Annotated in this window: 16 protein-coding genes and 2 pseudogenes; 3 read left to right on the forward strand and 15 right to left on the reverse strand. The window is 67.2% G+C overall.

Annotation, left to right across the window (positions count from 1 at the left end; all coding sequences use genetic code 11):
• Window positions 1-31: 31 nt before the first annotated feature.
• The 9 genes and pseudogenes from QP164_RS16215 to QP164_RS16255 all read right to left on the reverse strand — a co-directional run bounded on the left by QP164_RS16215 (window position 32) and on the right by QP164_RS16255 (window position 8,912).
• Window positions 32-1,087 carry a flagellar hook-length control protein FliK gene (locus QP164_RS16215; protein ID WP_333923785.1) on the reverse strand — a complete coding sequence of 352 codons (1,056 nt, stop codon included), beginning with the start codon at window positions 1,085-1,087 and terminating at the stop codon, window positions 32-34.
• Window positions 1,088-1,379: 292 nt separating this feature from the next.
• Window positions 1,380-2,027: a hypothetical protein gene (locus tag QP164_RS16220; protein ID WP_333923786.1), complete on the reverse strand. Its 648-nt coding sequence runs from the start codon at window positions 2,025-2,027 to the stop codon at window positions 1,380-1,382.
• A 46-nt stretch (window positions 2,028-2,073) separates the two neighbouring features.
• Window positions 2,074-2,496: a hypothetical protein gene (locus QP164_RS16225; protein ID WP_333923787.1), complete on the reverse strand. Its 423-nt coding sequence runs from the start codon at window positions 2,494-2,496 to the stop codon at window positions 2,074-2,076.
• Window position 2,497: 1 nt separating this feature from the next.
• On the reverse strand, window positions 2,498-3,823 hold the full coding sequence (locus QP164_RS16230) for a FliI/YscN family ATPase (protein ID WP_132742480.1): 1,326 nt from the start codon (window positions 3,821-3,823) through the stop codon (window positions 2,498-2,500).
• Entirely contained in the window at window positions 3,817-4,554 is a 738-nt protein-coding gene (locus QP164_RS16235; protein ID WP_333923788.1) for a FliH/SctL family protein, read from the reverse strand. Before QP164_RS16235 ends, QP164_RS16230 begins: the two co-directional genes overlap by 7 nt.
• Window positions 4,547-5,557, reverse strand: coding sequence for a flagellar motor switch protein FliG (gene fliG / locus QP164_RS16240; RefSeq protein ID WP_132742478.1), 1,011 nt, complete (start codon window positions 5,555-5,557; stop codon window positions 4,547-4,549). Before fliG ends, QP164_RS16235 begins: the two co-directional genes overlap by 8 nt.
• Window positions 5,554-7,239, reverse strand: a complete 1,686-nt coding sequence (fliF, locus tag QP164_RS16245) for a flagellar basal-body MS-ring/collar protein FliF (RefSeq protein ID WP_132742477.1) — start codon at window positions 7,237-7,239, stop codon at window positions 5,554-5,556. The genes fliG and fliF overlap by 4 nt, the downstream gene beginning before the upstream one ends.
• A 1-nt stretch (window position 7,240) precedes the next feature.
• Window positions 7,241-7,603 (reverse strand): flagellar hook-basal body complex protein FliE, encoded by a 363-nt coding sequence (gene fliE / locus QP164_RS16250; protein WP_132742476.1) that lies wholly within the window; start codon window positions 7,601-7,603, stop codon window positions 7,241-7,243.
• Window positions 7,600-8,912: pseudogene (locus QP164_RS16255) on the reverse strand (sigma-54 interaction domain-containing protein). The gene fliE and the pseudogene QP164_RS16255 overlap by 4 nt, the downstream one beginning before the upstream one ends.
• Window positions 8,913-9,209: 297 nt before the next feature.
• On the opposite strand from QP164_RS16255, the gene QP164_RS16260 reads away from it, so the two are divergent.
• Entirely contained in the window at window positions 9,210-10,031 is an 822-nt protein-coding gene (locus QP164_RS16260; protein WP_056054167.1) for a flagellin N-terminal helical domain-containing protein, read from the forward strand.
• A 177-nt stretch (window positions 10,032-10,208) separates the two neighbouring features.
• A complete protein-coding gene (locus QP164_RS16265; RefSeq protein WP_333923790.1) occupies window positions 10,209-11,000 on the forward strand; it encodes a DUF72 domain-containing protein in 792 nt (263 codons plus the stop codon).
• A 50-nt stretch (window positions 11,001-11,050) separates the two neighbouring features.
• Here the strand turns inward: QP164_RS16265 and QP164_RS16270 are convergent, their stop codons facing one another.
• The 5 genes and pseudogenes from QP164_RS16270 to QP164_RS16290 form a co-directional block, all read right to left on the reverse strand.
• A complete protein-coding gene (locus QP164_RS16270; protein WP_333923791.1) occupies window positions 11,051-11,773 on the reverse strand; it encodes an AcvB/VirJ family lysyl-phosphatidylglycerol hydrolase in 723 nt (240 codons plus the stop codon).
• Window positions 11,774-11,851: 78 nt separating this feature from the next.
• Window positions 11,852-13,445, reverse strand: a pseudogene (locus tag QP164_RS16275) (cisplatin damage response ATP-dependent DNA ligase).
• A gap of 268 nt (window positions 13,446-13,713) precedes the next feature.
• Window positions 13,714-14,211 carry a Dps family protein gene (locus tag QP164_RS16280; RefSeq protein WP_333923792.1) on the reverse strand — a complete coding sequence of 166 codons (498 nt, stop codon included), beginning with the start codon at window positions 14,209-14,211 and terminating at the stop codon, window positions 13,714-13,716.
• A gap of 61 nt (window positions 14,212-14,272) precedes the next feature.
• Window positions 14,273-14,839, reverse strand: coding sequence for a TMEM165/GDT1 family protein (locus tag QP164_RS16285; RefSeq protein WP_333923794.1), 567 nt, complete (start codon window positions 14,837-14,839; stop codon window positions 14,273-14,275).
• A 3-nt stretch (window positions 14,840-14,842) separates the two neighbouring features.
• Window positions 14,843-15,145, reverse strand: coding sequence for a hypothetical protein (locus tag QP164_RS16290; RefSeq protein WP_277983720.1), 303 nt, complete (start codon window positions 15,143-15,145; stop codon window positions 14,843-14,845).
• Between the two features lie 250 nt (window positions 15,146-15,395).
• On the opposite strand from QP164_RS16290, the gene rpmG reads away from it, so the two are divergent.
• A complete protein-coding gene (gene rpmG / locus QP164_RS16295) occupies window positions 15,396-15,563 on the forward strand; it encodes a 50S ribosomal protein L33 (RefSeq protein WP_055881863.1) in 168 nt (55 codons plus the stop codon).
• Between the two features lie 425 nt (window positions 15,564-15,988).
• On the opposite strand, the gene QP164_RS16300 is transcribed toward rpmG, so the two are convergent.
• On the reverse strand, window positions 15,989-16,351 hold the full coding sequence (locus tag QP164_RS16300) for a response regulator (protein WP_333923795.1): 363 nt from the start codon (window positions 16,349-16,351) through the stop codon (window positions 15,989-15,991).
• Window positions 16,352-16,369 lie beyond the last annotated feature (18 nt).

Genomic DNA, 16,369 nt, shown 5'->3' on the forward strand with positions numbered 1-16,369 from the left:
CTTTTTGTCGCTCATGTCAGGGTCCTTCGGGTCAAGCGATTCGGGTGTCGTCGGCGGCGTCCGCGATCATCGCGGCCGTCGTCGTCGTGCGATTCGGAATCTGTGATGGGGTGGGCGCGCGCTGCTGGCCGGAGCCGGCATTGCCGTCACCGAGCGCGCCTTGGCCAAGCTTAAGTCCGCGCGCTTCGGCCAGCTCGGCGAGGCGCGGTTGTGCGTCGGCCAGCAGCGTCCGGGTCGCGGCCTGCTCGGCGTTGAAATGGACGTGGACGGTGTCGCCATCCTTGCGCATCGAGACGTTGATCGCGCCGAGCGCGTCGGGGATCAGACGGATCCGCGTATCGGTCGCATCGGCGGCGTCGCGCAAGATCTCGATGCGCTCGATCATCGCGTGCGGCCAGCGCTCCTGCCGCATGTCGAGCGGGGCTTGTTGCGCCTCGGCGGTCTTGATCGCAGGCGCCGATATAGGTGCTCCGGCAGCGACCGATGGCGCGGTCGGATCGGGCGTGTCGCGCTCGTCGCGCGCCTTGGTGGCGGCCTGGATCGCGGCGCCGAATACCTGGCTGGCGGACGCGACGGTGCCCGGTTGCGGCTGGATCGCGGCAGGCTGCGCGAGCGTTAGCGCCACCGGGGTCGTCGCGTCGGTCGCGACCCAGCGCGGCGTGGCCGGCGCGGTGTCGGCGTCTGGTGCTGGCAGCGACGATTGCGCGGTCGAACCGGGTTCGCTCGCAAGACCAAGTGGGGGACTCACGCTCGAGATTTGTGGTGCGACGGGCACGGTCCCCGCTAGCGCCACGATCTGCAACGGCGGAGCCGCGACGGGCGTGGTGATGACCGGGGTGGCGGGCGTCAGGGCGACCGGCGTGACCTCTCGCGGAGAGATCTGGCTACGGTCGACGACTCCCACCGCAGGTTGCGGCGAGGCTGTGGCGACGGGTAGGGCGCTGGGCTGTGCGACTGGGCGTAGCGCGATCGGGATTTGCAGAAGTGCGGGTGGCGCGACGGGCGTGGTGATGACCGGGGTGGCGGGCGTCAGGGCGACCGGCGTGACCTCTCGCGGAGAGATCTGGCTACGGTCGACGACTCCCACCGCAGGTTGTGGCGAGGCTGTGGCGACGGGTAGGGCGCTGGGCTGTGCGACTGGGCGTAGCGCGATCGGATTTTGCAGAAGTGCGGGTGGCGCGACGGGGATCGCTGTTGGCACAGCCCGTTCGGCCTGTGCGAGCTTCGTCGCGCTGCGGGATTGCCGGGGGCCGGGGTGATCGACGTCGTGAGGTCCGGTTCCGCCGCCACGAGAGGCTTTGCGTCTGCCGCACCGGTAGCGCTGGGTTTCGCGCCAACAATCGCCGATCCGGCGGGGGCGACGGCGTTCTCGGCCACGATCATCTTGGCGGCTTCGGGGGCGGCGAAGGTGCGGGGGACGCGACGAGCGGGATGTCCGGGTTTGCCTGCGCAAGGGGAGGAGCGAGCGTGGGCTGCGCGATCATGGGCTGATCGGGCAGGGCCGGTTGATCGGCGAGTGTCGCGTCGGCGGTGTCGTCCGACGGGGTCGTCGGGGTGTCGTTCTTGGCCTTGCCGCCGCGGGGCGCGATCGCGAACGCCGCGGGACGCGCCGCATTGGGGCTCGGACGCGGAGCGATGGTGCGTTTGACGATGTCAGGCGTCGCGGGCTCCGGAGTTGCCGGGATTATTGGCTGTACGAGCGTTGGCGATGTCGGGCGCAGACCTGCCGCAAGCGGTTCGGCGAGGAGGGTGACGATCGCCGGGACGATCGGCTGTGCGGCCTCCGTCACGATCGGGGTCGGCAAGGTGTTGCCGGTCGCGGCGGCGTCCTGCCGGACGATCGTGCCGGCCGACAGCGCCGGGATCGCGATGATCGGAGCCGGCGTCGTCGGCGCACCCTCCACGGCAGCGTCGTCGTTCGCCTGCGCGAAGGAACCCGCGAAATCGCCCGGCGTCGGACCATTTGGCACGGTCGTCGACCGCGCCTGGGCCGGCAGCATGGGAGAAAGAGTCGCGGTCTGGATCATGCAGGATACTCGTTCGGGTGGCGGCACGGCACCGCTCGGCTCCCGCTCAGCAAGGATCGTGCCGAACCCTTCGGAAGGCGGGCGATTCCTCCATCGCGCGGATCGCCTTCAGCACAGCATCGGCGTCGGCGCGTGCGAGCAGCTTCTCGACCGCGGTCTGATCGCGCTTGGCGGCGCGCGTCGCTTCCGCGGCGCGGTCGAGATGGTGTTCGGCCGCCTGCATGCGCTCGACTGCGGCGTCGGCGGATTTCTGCAGGCGTTCGCGGTAATGCGCGGCGGCGCCCAGCGACACCGCGACCTGCGTCTCGTGGACCGGCGCGACCGCTTCGACGAGCAGCGCGATACGCCCGGACAAGAGTTGTTCGCTGGCGAACTTGTCGTGTGCGCGGGCTTCGTCGGCGCGGGTCAGCCCGAGCTGGAGCGTGCGGACGCGGTGGATGCGCGCGAGGGTCTTGCCGCGCTTGTCCATCTCAGCCGCCGAACACGCCGGTCAGCTCGGCGACGGCGTCGTTCAGCGAAACGGTCTCGTCGGCATCCTGGCGGATATATTCCATGACCGCCGGGTGGCAGGCGATCGCCGCGTCGATCGCCGGATCGGCGCCGTGACGGTAGGCGCCCATCAGCACGAGATCGCGGTTTTCCTCATAGGTCGCGAGGTGGCGACGCAAGGTCCGTGCAGCCTTGGCATGCGGTGCGTCGACGATATCGGTCATGACACGGCTGACCGACGGGCCGATGTCGATCGCCGGATACACGCCGCGCTCGGCGAGCTGGCGGTTGAGGACGATATGGCCGTCGAGGATCGAGCGGGCCGAGTCGACCACCGGGTCGTTGCCGTCATCGCCGTCCGCCAGCACGGTGTAGATCGCGGTGATCGATCCGCCGGTGTGGACGTCGACGCCTGCGCGCTCGATCAGGTTCGGCAGCATCGCGATGGCACTCGGGGGATAGCCGCGCGCGGACGCGGGTTCGCCGAGCGCGAGGCCGATCTCGCGGCCGGCATGGGCGACGCGGGTCAGCGAATCCATGATCAGCAGGACCTTCTTGCCCTCGTCGCGGAAGGATTCGGCGATCGCATGGGCCCGGAGCGCGCCACGGATGCGAAGGACCGGCGAGTGGTTGGCAGGGACTGCGACGACGACCGAACGTTTCCGCGCTGCGCCTGCGACTTTGGTTTCCAGGAAGTCGGCGACTTCGCGTGAGCGCTCGCCGATCAGGCCGATGACGATGACGTCGGCTTGCGCGGCACGGACGATCATGCCGAGCAGCACCGACTTGCCGACGCCCGAGCCCGCCATGATGCCGACGCGCTGGCCCTGGCCGATCGTCAGCAGGCCGTTGATCGCGCGAACGCCGACGTCGAGCGGTTCGAGTACGCGGCCACGGTCGAGGGGCGACTGAAGCTTGCCGGCGAGCGGCCAGCGACCGGCGCCGCGGATCGGACCGAGCCCGTCGATCGGCTTGCCGGCGCCGTCGACGACGCGACCGAGCAATGCCGCACCGACTTCGGCTTCGCCCGGCGCGCCGATCGGCTTGACCGGCGCCCGTGGGAGGAGCGCGGCGGCACCGCCAAGGTTCATCATCAAGGTGCGGCCGTTGCGGAAGCCGATGACCTCGGCCTCGACGCTCGCCGCGCCCTCGCCGACCTGGCAGACAGTGCCGACCGGCAATGTCAGTCCGACCGCTTCCATCAGGAGCCCGTCGAACGAGGCTAGGCGACCGGAGACCTTTGGCTTGGCGACAAAATCGGCGTTGGAGAGGGTTTCAAGATAATCGGCGGTGAAGCGGTTCAGCATTTGGGCACCGGCACGCGGTCGATCGCGTGCGCCAACTGGTCGAGCCAGAGCTCAGGGCCGTCCTCGACGATCGTCGATGCGCTTTCGAGCACGAAGCTGCCGCGTGCAACGCCCGGATCGCCCGCGGCGAAGATCGATTTGGGCAACCGGCCTTCGAGCAATGCGACGTCTTCCGGGTGGACGCGGAGCAGCGCGGATTCGGCGGAGTCGGACAGGAGTTCGGCGGCAGTCTCGATCCGACCGGCGAGCACGTCGGGCGCGATGCCGACTTCGCCGACCAGCTTCGACACGAGGAAGAGTACCGTCTGGCGGAGCTGCGCCGCAACGCGGTCACGGTCGATCCGGTCGTTGCCGAGCGCGCTGGCGAGATCGCCGAGCAGTGCGCCGTCCCGTGCAGCCGTTTCCTGTGCGGCCGCGGCCGCAGCGGCAAGGCCCTCTGCATAGCCGGCGGCATGTGCGTCGGCGAGCGGATCGATGAACGACGATTCGGTGACCGGATCGAGCGGATCCCAGCCGGCGGTCGGGTTCACGTCCTTGTCCGCGGGGCTGAAATGCTTCGGGGCGCTCGGCTCCGTCGTGAAGTTCGGGGACGCGAAGGTAGCCGGACGCACCGTCGCGCGCTCGCGGATATCCGCGGCGGCAAAGCCGGACGGCGGTGCGAACGCGCTGGCCAGAATATTCGCGGTCGTCGTGTGGCGCGACGCGAAGCCCGCCGTGAACCCGTTAGACATAATCGTCCTCGCCCCCGCCCATCTGGATCGTGCCGTCCTTCGCGAGCCCGCGTGCGATCGCGATCATCGCCTTTTGCGCTTCGAGCACCTCGGCAAGCTTCATCGGCCCGCGTGCCTCCATCTCGTCGCGGATACCGTCGGCGGCGCGCGCCGACATGCAGCCGAGGAAGCGGTTGCGGATCGTCTCGTCGACGCCCTTCAAGGACTTGGTCAGGATCTCGCTGTCGACGTTGCGGATCAACGTGCCCAGATTCTTGTCGTCGAGATCGAGCAGATTGTCGAAGATGAACATCGCTTCCTCGATCGCCTTCGCCACTTCGCGGTCGATCTTGAACAGCTTCGGCATGACGCGCTGTTCGGTGGCTTTTCGTGCTCCCGACAGGATCTTGGCGGCCTCCCTCGTGCCACCCAACGTAACGCCGGCGCCGCCGGGCGCGGAAGCGGTGCGGTTGGCGAGCAAGGTGCGCAGCGTATCGACCGCCTCGGGCGTGATCGGCCCGAGCCGCGCGATGCGGTGGAGGATGTCGGGCTGGACCGCATCCGGCAGCAGCTCGAGCACCTGGCCGCCAATCGACGCGTCGAGGTTGGCGATCAGGACGGCGGCGATCTGTGGATGTTCCTTTTCGATCATCGCGGCGATCTCGGGCGCGTCGAGCCAGTCGAGCAGCTCGAGTTCGCAGGCGGCTTCGGCCGGGGTGATCCGCGCGAGCACGCTCTCGGCCTTTTCGCGACCGAGCGCGCGGTTCATCACCGCCTCGATCTGCGGGCGCGGGTCGAAGCCGATCGCGGTGCGCTCGCGTGCGTGGCCGACGAAATCGTCGAGCACGTCCTCGACTTCCTGCTCGGACACGTCGGCGACCTTGAACATCGCCGCGCCCAGCTGACGCACTTCCTCGGGGTCGAGCTTCTGGAGGATGGCGGCGGCCTCCTCCTCGCCGACCAGCATCATCAGCACCGCGGCGCGCTCGACGCCGGTGTAGGTACGGATGGCGACGTCGCTCACTTCGCGTCCGCCTTGATCATGTCGCGCACGGCGAGCGCGGCGCGCGTGGGATTGTCGCGGGTGAAGCCGCGGACCGCGCCGATCCGGTCGTCATAGCCACGCGTGTTCTCGAGCTGGTCGAGGCTGACCGGGGCGGCGACACCGATCCCGGTCACGCCACCCTCGCCATCGACGCCGCCGATCGGCTGGCCGAGCGCGGGGCGCGACGTGGCTTCGTCCCGCTTTTTCATGAGCGCCTTGGCGATCGGGCGGACGCCGAGCAGCAAGACCAGCAGCGCGATCAGGATCGCGGTGCCGTTGCGCGCGAGCACCGGCAGCCAGGCGTTGTCGTACCAGGCGGGACCAGCGGCGGCATCCGTCGCGCCGGCGAATTTGCGGCTGATAACCGTGACGTTGTCGTTGCGTGCCTGGTCGAAGCCGACCGCGCTCTTCACGAGATCGGTGATCTGGTTGATCTCCATCGCGGTGCGGCGGGTCTTGTCGGGATCGCGGAGGAGGACGGCGACCGACAGGCGCTTCACGCCGCCGGGCGTGGCGCGTGTGACCGAGACTTCGCGGCCGAGGTCATACGCGCGCTGATACTGGTCCGACTGCTTCATCGCATCGGGCGCGGGGCCACCGGCAACCGGCTGTGCGGCGGGCGTACCAGGATTGCCGGTCGCAGCTTGCGGCGTCGACAAGGTGCTGGCGGCGGGAGGCGTGTTGCTCAGTGCGCCGGGGATACCGCCGGGGGCAGCGCCTGCGCCGTCCTTCTGGTTGCCGGTCCAGTTGCCCGTCTCGGCGCGCAGCACGCCCTGCTTCTCATAGCTTTCACGAGTCGCCTGGCTCTCGTCGAGATTGACGTCGGCCTGCACCTCGGCGGTGAAGTTGCCCGCGCCGACCAGCGGCGTGAGCAATGCGATCAGCTGGGTGCGATACTTGTCCTCGATGCGGCGCTGGATATCGATCCGCGCGTCGCTCGCCGCACCCGCGCCGTCGTTGCCGCCAGCCTTGGTGAGCAGTGCGCCCATCTGGTCGACGATCGTCACGGCCTCGGGCTTCATTCCCGGCACCGACGAGGCGACGAGGTTGATGATCGAGCTGACCTGCGCATCGCTCAGCGAGCGGCCGCCCTGCAATTTCAGGATGACCGACGCAGACGGCGAGGCATTGTCCCGGACGAACACCGACGCTTCGGGCATCGCGAGATGCACGCGCGCCTCGGCGACGGCGTCGATCTCCTCGATCGACTTCGCCATCTCGGATTCGCGGGCCTGGCGGAGGCGTTCGCCTTCGACCGCGCGCGAAACGCCCATCGGCAACTGGTCGAGGATCGCGTAGCCGCCCGGTGCTGCTTTCGGCAGGCCCTGGCCCGCGAGCAGCATCTTGGCGCGGCTGTAATCCTCCTCGCCGACGGTCAGCGCGCCGGTGCCTTCGTCGATATGGCTCTTGATGTTGGCCGTCGTCAGCGCGGACGTAACCGCGGCCTTGTCCGAATCGGGCAGGCCGCTGAACAGCGTCTTCTGCGTCGGCGTCGACAGGCTCATCCACGCGAGTGCGGCGGCGGCGATCAAGCCGACCATCAGCGCCATCGGCAGCGAACGGCGGACCGCGGGCTGCGCAAACGCGCCCTTGATCTGCTGGAGGGGATTGGCGAACCGTTCGGTGCCGCCGGATGATGTGGGGATGAGTGCGGTGCTCATGTCAGACCGGCATGCTCATGATATCCTTGTAGGCGGACAGCAGCTTGTTGCGGACCTGCAACGTCGCCTCGAACCCGACCGACGCCTGCTGGCGGGCGAGCATCACTTTCGCGATGTCGACCGTCTCGCCGCGCTCATAGCTTTCGCTGAGCTTGGCGGCCTGGGTCTGGCCGTCGTTGACGCTCTTCAGCGCGGTTTCCATCGAGTCGGCAAAGCTGGTCGGCTTGACCTGCTCGGTCGGCGTGACGTTGCCCGCCGCGCCAGCGCGCGAAAGCGCCTGGTTGCGTTCGAGGATCTGCGAGCGCAGCGCCATGACGCGGTCGACGCTCATCGCGCCGCCGCCAATGCCCGAGACGCCGCTCATGCCGAGGCGGCCCAGTTATGGACACTGCCGATATCGTCACCCTGCTGGCGCGCCTTGGCGAGGCGATAGCGCAGCGTGCGTTCGGAGATACCGAGGCGCTTGGCAGTCTCGATCCGGCTGCCGTTGCACGCCCTCAGCGTCTCGCGGATCGCGGCGAATTCGCTCATCTGGACGATGTTGCCCAGAGTCCCGGGGGCGTCTCGGGTTCCGATGGTGCCGTGACAGGCGCGAGCGGCGCCACGGCGACCGTGCGCTGGAACGTCATCGTCACCGGGCGATCGAACACGATGTGGTTCGCCTCGATCGTGTCACCGCCGCAGAACAGCAGCGCGCGCTGGATCACGTTCTCCAGCTCGCGGACGTTGCCCGGCCAGTCGTGCAGCATCAGCAGCTCGATCGCCGCATGGCTCGGCCAGGGAATGACATTGCGGCTGCCGGCGTGACGCAGGATCAGCGTCGCGGCGAGCGCGGGAATGTCCTGCGGGCGCTCGGCCAGCGACTTGGTCGCGAGCGGGAACACGGCAAGGCGGTAATAGAGATCGGCGCGGAACCGACCGGCAGCGACTTCGGCGTGAAGATCGCGGTTGGCGCAGGCGATGACGCGCACGTCGATCGGCTGCGGCACCGAGGCGCCGAGCGGCACGACCTCGCGCTCCTGCAACACGCGGAGCAACTTGGCCTGCAACTGCAGCGGCATCTCGGCGATCTCGTCCAGCAGGATCGTGCCGCCATTGGCCGCGCGGAAGAACCCGTCGCCGCCGCTGGAGGCGCCGGTGAATGCGCCCTTCTGGTGACCGAACAGCAGCGCTTCGAGCATCGATTCGGGGAGCGCGGCGCAGTTGATCGCGATGAACGGCTTGTCCTTCCGCGCGGAGCCATTGTGGATGGCGCGGGCGAGCACTTCCTTGCCGGTGCCGGTCGGGCCGTTGATCAGCACGGTGATGTCGGCGGCGGCGACGCGCTCCGCGAGGGCGAGCAGCGCGAGCGACTCGGGGTCTGCGGCAGTCGGCATTTCCGGGCCACCGATCAGGGCACGGGCGAAGCCGTTGCCGACCGCGGTATCCTCGGCGGCAAAGCTGATCCGCGCCGGTGCGCCAGCGCGCGACGGGGTGACTTCGCGGCCTTCGCAGCCGATCACGACGGTGCGGGCAGGGGCGGTGATACCCTCGCCATCCGCGACGAGGAACAGATCGTTCGGGCCGGGTTGGATGGTGGCGAACGAGCCCACGCCGAAACCCTGCGCGCGCAGCGACGAGACGAGCGCGTATTTCCGCGAAGTGACTGCGGCTGATGGAAAAATCGAACGCATGGTGTTCCCCCTGGACGATTCGTCGATTGGGGCATTGGTGGTAAACTTGTGGTTAAACGCTGCCGTCTGCCGGCAAATTTTATCCGGGCGCGTTCGCGCGGACACACGGGCTCACCTGCACGCGCGCGTCCTGCCTGCGAGCACGCGTCCCGCCTACGTGCGAGGCGATCCGAACGCGGTCGTGGCCTGCAATTTTTTTCTAAAGCCCGCTTCGACCCGGCCGTTACTCACTCTGACGGCACGGGACTTCGCCATGGGGGCGGCGCGGATCGTCTGAACATTCACGGAGATTTCGCAATGACTGTCATCGGTACCAACATCTCGGCCATGCGCGCCGCGAACGCTTCGAACGCCGCCAGCATGGCGCTGTCGACCTCGATGGAGCGCCTGTCGACCGGCAAGAGCATCAACTCGGCCAAGGACAACGCAGCCGGCATGGCGATCAAGACGTCGATGACGTCGCAGATCAAGGGCATGAACCAGGGCATCCGCAACGCCAATGACGGCATCTCGATGGCGCAGACCGCTGAAGGCGCGCTCGACGAGGTCACCAACAACCTGCAGCGTATGCGCGAACTCGAAGTCCAGAAGGGCAACGGCACGTATTCCGCCAGCGACATCCTGAACATCAAGGCCGAGCAGGACGCGCTGTCGACCCAGATCACCAACGTCCTGACGAACACTAAGTTCAACGGCGTGGCGCTGTTCGACGGTTCGGCGGGTACCGGCGGCACGGTGAAGATCCAGGCCGGTGCGAATTCGACCGACGCGATCGATCTCGCTCTCGGCGGCGACCTCAAGGCTGCGGGCACAGGCCTCGGCACGGTCGTGACGGCAACCGGTTCGGCCGGCACGCTCTCCGACTATGACACGGCGATCTCGAACGTCTCGAACCGTCGTGCGAACCTCGGTGCGGCGCAGAACCAGCTCCAGTCGGCAGTCAACAACCTGACCTCCAACTCGACCAACCTGTCGGACGCCAAGAGCCGGATCGAAGACACCGACTTCTCGTCGGAAACGACCGCACTCGCCAAGGCGCAGATCCTGAGCCAGGCATCGACGGCGATGCTCAGCCAGGCGAACCAGAGCCAGCAGAGCGTCCTGAAGCTGCTTCAGTAATCCGAGCCCCGGCATCGGCATCGCCCCCAAAGGATGACGATGCCGATCGGATCCGCCGCCCCGTCGTTCAGGCGGTACGAAACCCCGATGGCGCAGGCCGTCGGGGTTTTTAGGGTTTTGCGCCAAAACGCCGAAGCGATGTCGCCAGCGCGGCCGCCGACGCGCTACACATGCGGCATGACCATCAGAATCGGTATTGGCGGCTGGACCTACGAGCCGTGGCGCGGGACCTTCTATCCCGAGAAATGGCCGCAGAAGCGCGAACTCGACTATGCGGCCGGTCACGTCACCGCGATCGAGATCAACGGCACCTATTATGGCAGCCAGAAGCCCGCGACGTTCGCCGCCTGGGCCAAGGCGGTGCCCGACGGGTTCGTCTTCTCGCTCAAGGCCTCGCGCTATTGCACCAATAGCAAGGTGCTCGCGGAGGCGGGGGAGTCGATCGCCAGGTTCACCGGGCAGGGGATCGTCGAACTTGGCGACCGGCTCGGACCGATCCTGTGGCAGTTCATGGCGACCAAGACTTTCGATGCGGACGATTTCGCCGCGTTCCTGAAACTGTTGCCCGATCGGCAGGACGGCGTCGCGTTGCGTCATGCGGTCCAGGTCCGGCATGAGAGTTTCGCGGTGCCCGAATTCGTCGCGATGTGCCGCGATGCGGGGGTCGCGATCGTGTTCGCGCAATCCGCCGAATACCCGGCGATCGCCGACATCACCGGCGATTTCGTCTATGCGCGGCTGGAGGATGCGGAGGAGCGCTTCGTCGCCGGCTACGCCCCGACCGCGCTCGACGACTGGGCCAGCAAAGCGAAGATCTGGGCTGCTGGTGGCAGACCGCAGGGGCTACCCTATGTCGAGGATGCCACGCCGCCGAACCAGCCCCGTGAGACGTTTATGTTCTTCATCAACGGTGCGAAGGTGCGTGCTCCCCAGGCCGCAATGGCGTTGATCGCGCGCATCACGGCCTGACCATCAGTCGAACGCTTCGCCGGCCTAGGGTGAAACCGACCGGATCGCGGTCAGCACATGCGCGAGCAGGCCATCGGCGTCGTGACGGATATTATGCCCCCCGGCATCCCGACCTTCCGCGCGTTCGGCGTCGTCAGCAGCGGACACAGGCTGTCGGTTTCCTCCACCCCATAGATGCACGTGACCGGCGCCCAGGTCAGCTGGTTCCCCGTCGTCACCCCCATGCTGTCGGGGGTGCCATGATCGTAGAGCAGGCTGGACGGATCGGCGCGGTAGAACACTGTGTCCCCCGGCAGGATCAGCACGATCGCGGCAACGCGGGGGCGCAAGGCCGCCGGCAGGTTGGCGAGACCGGTCTGGACGATATCCGCGCCGTAGGACTGCCCCATTACCACGATCCGCTTCGCGCCGGTCCGCGCCAGCGCGGTACGGATGCCCTCCGCGATGATCGCATCGAGCTCGGCGCGCGTGACATGATGTGCGAACAGCGCGGGCGTGGTGATCCCGACGACCGGGATGCCGTGCTCGGTCAGCCCCCGCGACGTCGATGCGCCGAGCAGGAAGCGCAGCCCCATGTCGCCCGAAAAATTGACCACCGCGATTGGCGGCGGTCCGGACGCGTGCACGCCGAGCGCCGGATACACATGCACCGGATCGCGGTCGAAATAGCCGGCGAGGTAGACGAACAGCACGACGATCCCCGAGATGATCCCGGTGACCCAGGCGCCACGGCGGACGCGCCGTGCCACGACCGTGCGGGAATGCTTCGTCATGTTCACCGGACCATTCTTATGCGTATTACGATCGGGCGGCGATAGGCCGCCCTCCCATGCGCTTTCATGACGCGCGGATTACGTGATCATCCGTTTGAGCGTCTCGATCCGATCGGCCTCCGCCGCGGGCTTGTCCGTCCTGATCCGCGCGATCCGCGGGAAACGCATCGCCACGCCCGATTTGTGACGTTTCGAATCGTGGAGCGAATCGAACGCGATCTCCAGCACCAGCGTCTTCTCGACCTCGCGGACCGGGCCGAAACGGTTCTGCGTATGATTGCGGACGAAGCTGTCGAGCATTTTCAGCTCTTCATCCGTAATCCCGGAATACGCTTTGCCGACGGGCAGCAGCTCGCCGTCCTCGGTCCAGCAGCCGAACGTGTAGTCCGAATAATAGGACGAGCGTCGCCCCGAGCCTCGCTGCGCGTACATCATGACGCAGTCGGCGGTCAGCGGATCGCGCTTCCATTTGTACCAGAGCCCGGCGCGGCGCCCGCCGACATAGGGCGAGTCGCGACGCTTGAGCATCACGCCCTCGATTGCGGCATCGCGCGAGGTTGCGCGGATTGCTTCCAGCGCGGTGAAGTCCTGCGCTACTATGACCGCACTCAGGTCGAACCGCTCGGGATCGAGTTGCGGCATGAATGCTTCTAGCCGCGCGCGCCGTTCGGTCCACGACAGCGTGCGCAGATCCTCCTCGCCATCGATCAACAGGTCATAGAGCCTGACGAACGCGGGGTACTCTGCCAGCATCTTCGCCGACACGGTCTTGCGCCCGAGCCTTTGCTGCAACGCATTGAAGCTCGCCGCACCGCCGCCATCCTCCAGCGTGCCGCCCTGATGCTCGCCCTTCACCAGCAGTTCGCCGTCGACCGTCCCCGGCGTCCGGAATGCGGCGGCGATCTCGGGGAAGCTGCCGGTCACGTCGTCACCGGTGCGGCTATAGAGTCGTGTTTCGCCCGCGACATGGACGATCTGCACACGGATGCCGTCCCATTTCCACTCGGCCGCATAGTCGGCGAGATCGACACGCAGATCCTCCAGTCCGTGCGCGAGCATGAACGGCCGGAACACGGGCACGTCGGCCGGCGTCGGCTGCTCGCCCGTGCCCTCGGCCCAGGCGAACAGGCTTGGATACGGCGCGTCGAGGCCGTGCCAGACCTCCTCGACCGCATCGACATCGAGCCCGAACGCATCGGCGAGCGCGGTCTTCGCCAGCCGCGCAGACACGCCGATCCGCAGCGCGCCGGTCGCCATCTTGAGCAGCGCGAACCGTTCCTCGGCATCGGATCGGTCGAGCATGTCCGCCAACGCGGCCGGGGCATCGGCACGCGACAGCGCTGCCAACCGCTCGACGACATCGGTGATCGACAGCGGCGTCGGATCGACTGGCACCGTCGGTTCGGGCCAGAGCAGCGCGACGGTTTCCGCGGTATCGCCGACATAATCGCGGCTCATCCGGAACAGCACCGGATCGACGCGTTCCTCGATCAGTCCGCGGATCACCGCCGACTTCACGCCCTTGAGATCGAGATCGCCGGTCAACGCCGCCATCGCCCAGCCGCGATCGGGGTCGGGCGTCGCGCGCAGATAATCCGCGATCAGTTTCAGCTTCGCGTTGCGCGACCGGGTGTAGGTGAGCGAGATCAAGCAGGGCGGCGAAAGCGTGCATCGTCGGTAAACGCACCTGCCGCCCGAACGGATGCAGAAGCGAAACGACCGCCGCCGGATGGGGCCGACGACGGTCGTTTTTGCGCTCTGAGGCTTACTGGTCAGCCGATCGTCGACGGTAGATGTCCTAACGATCCTCCCCCGCCAGGGGGAGGTGGCTGGCGCTTGCCAGACGGAGGGGAGGTAGACGAAACCTCTGCTCCGTGTCCCCCCTCCGTCGCTTCGCGCCACCTCCCCCTGGCGGGGGAGGATCGTGAGGTCCGCGTGATTCAGCCCTTGCGGCTGGCCTCGAACAGGAACCAGGCGCGCTCTTCGGCGTGGTCGGTCCATTCATCGACGATGCCACTCGTCGCATTGTCCCTGGCCGCGTCGGCGGCGTCCTTGACGATCCGGAACTGCTCGACGAGCTTCAGATTGTCCTCGCGCAGTTCGGCGAGCATCTCGGTCGGGCCAACGAACGCCATGTCGTTGTCGGCGATCGTCTGGTGGCGCGAGATGTCGCCGATCGAGCGCAGCGTCGTGTTGCCCGTCTTCCGCACGCGCTCGGCGATCGCGTCGGTCACGCCGATGATCTGCGCGGACTGGTCGTCGAGCAGCAAATGGTAGTCGCGGAAGTGCGGCCCCGACATGTGCCAGTGGAAGTTCTTGGTCTTGAGATACAGCGCATAGCAATCCGCGAGCGCGGCGTTCAGCGCATCAGCGACCGACTTGGTACTGTTGCTCGGCAGGTCGGTCGGCGTGTCGAGGGCGGGGTTGATGTCGGCCATGTTTAGCTCCGGTTTTGAAGATCGTTGCGTAAACGATCCGAACGCGAAAATGCTCCTCCCGTCAAACGAGCCGGAGCGCACCCAGCGCGAGGACGAGGCCGAAGATCACGAACACGATGCCGATGGCGATACGGACCGGCCTGAGCGGAAGTTTCAGCCATGCGGTCTCCCCCATTAAGGCTGCGGGGACGATCACCACCAGCGAGCCGATCGTCGCGCCGATCGCGGCGAGCGCTGGGACGGGGGTGCGCGCGGCGAGCGTCAGGACGATGAACTGCACGCCGTCGCCGAACGCGAGAATGAAGAGGCCGAGTGCGGTGGTGGCGAGCGCGCCGATCTTCCAGCCGGTCAGCCGCTCGGGCGCCTTGGCGGGAAAGAACGACCCGCCGCCCTGCAACAGCAGCGCGAGCGCGAGCATGAGCTGCTGTGCGTTGGGCGCGAGCTTCGGCCCGATGACCGCGCCCAGCGTCGCCGCCAGGCCGCTCGCCGCGAGCAAGGCTACCGTGGCCATCAGGATCACCAGTCCCGGCTTCGCGTACCGGTCCGACAGGATCGCCGCGAGCCACGCGGTGCGGTCGCCGACCTGCGCCAGCGCGGCGGCGACGAGGGCCGCCATCAAGGCGTCCATGGATTATCCCGCAAGACGCACCGAACAGGCGGCGGCGAAGGCGTGGCACGCCTGGACGTCCTGCCGTTCGCAGCCGACCGCATCGCGCAGGATCGCCAGCCAGCCATGGACCAGCGCGCCGTGCTCGCCACGTGACAGCGCCGAATCGACGAAGTGCGCGACGGTGACGGCGGGGTTGAGGCCGTTGCTATGCGCGATCACACGGATCGCATCGATCTCGGTGGCGATGTCGCACGGGCGGGAATAGGGCGCTCGGACGTCGATCGCGGCGATTCGCGCGGCGAGATCGGCCTTCACCGCGATCATGGCGTCGATTCGTCCTATGTCCGCGGGTACCATCTCGGTGAGTCGTAGCGCCTGCCCCATGATCCCGCTCCTTTTTATCTGACGATATGATGCGCTTGCGGTGGTGAATAGCGGGTTAAATGCGGCGTCGTGGCGGATGCAGGGGCCGTAAAGCTTGACTTCGCTGCTCACGTCCGCCATGCGCCGCCCCTGATGGAGCGGCGGCGCGAGTTCGCCGCTTTCGCATTTTCAAGCCATAGGAATTGGGCTCATGGCCAAGCCGACCACCGTAAAGATCAAGCTGCTCAGCACCGCTGACACCGGCTTCTTCTACGTCACCAAGAAGAATCCCCGTACCAAGACGGAGAAGCTCTCCTTCTCGAAGTACGATCCCGTCGTGCGCAAGCATGTCGAGTTCAAGGAAGCCAAGATCAAGTAATCGGGTTGGCGGTGCAAGCCGCCGACTGATTGCGACGATCCGGAAAGCCGCGGGTAACTCCGCGGCTTTTGGCGTTTGTGTCCGGAACGTCCGTCATCCCAGCGAAAGCTGGGATCTCCCGCCGCGAGTGTGCGCTCGAAACGGGGAGACCCCAGCTGTCGCTGGGGTGACGATGTGGGGGCGTGCGCCCGGCCCCCCCGTTCGTCCTGAGTAGCCATCGAGTAGTCGCCGCAGGCGGCGTATCGAGAGGGCGTATCGAAGGACAGGTTGGCGCGGGGAGGCCATGCTTCGATACGCGCCCTCGATACGCTCCTGGCGGAGCTACTCGGTCTCTACTCAGCACGAACGGGGGTGGGGGTAGGCACTAAATTATGGGTTGAGGCGGTAAGGCGGGTCGAGGCGAACGGCGCGTTTCCGCTCCCGCCTCAGACCAGCGCCCCCACCGCATCCATGAACCGCGCCAGACTGATCGGCTTCGACACATACGAATCCGCGCCCGCCGCCCGGATCCGTTCCTCGTCCTCGCGCCCGGCATACGCCGTTACCGCCATCACCGGGATCGCGCGCAACTCCTCGTCCGCCTTCAGTTCGAGAATGATCTCGTAGCCGGTGACGTGCGGCATCTGGATGTCCATGATGATCAGGTCGGGTACGAAATCGCGCGCGCGCGCAACGGCTTCGCGGCCGTCGCGCACGGGTTCGACGGCGAACTGGTGCGCGCGCAGCAAATCGCAGAATAGTTTGAGGTTCAGTTCGTTGTCCTCGACAACGAGCACCTTCTTTGTCACCGCCGCACCTTATCCGGA

The organism is Sphingomonas sp. LR59, from assembly GCF_036855945.1.
Lineage (GTDB): Bacteria > Pseudomonadota > Alphaproteobacteria > Sphingomonadales > Sphingomonadaceae > Sphingomonas.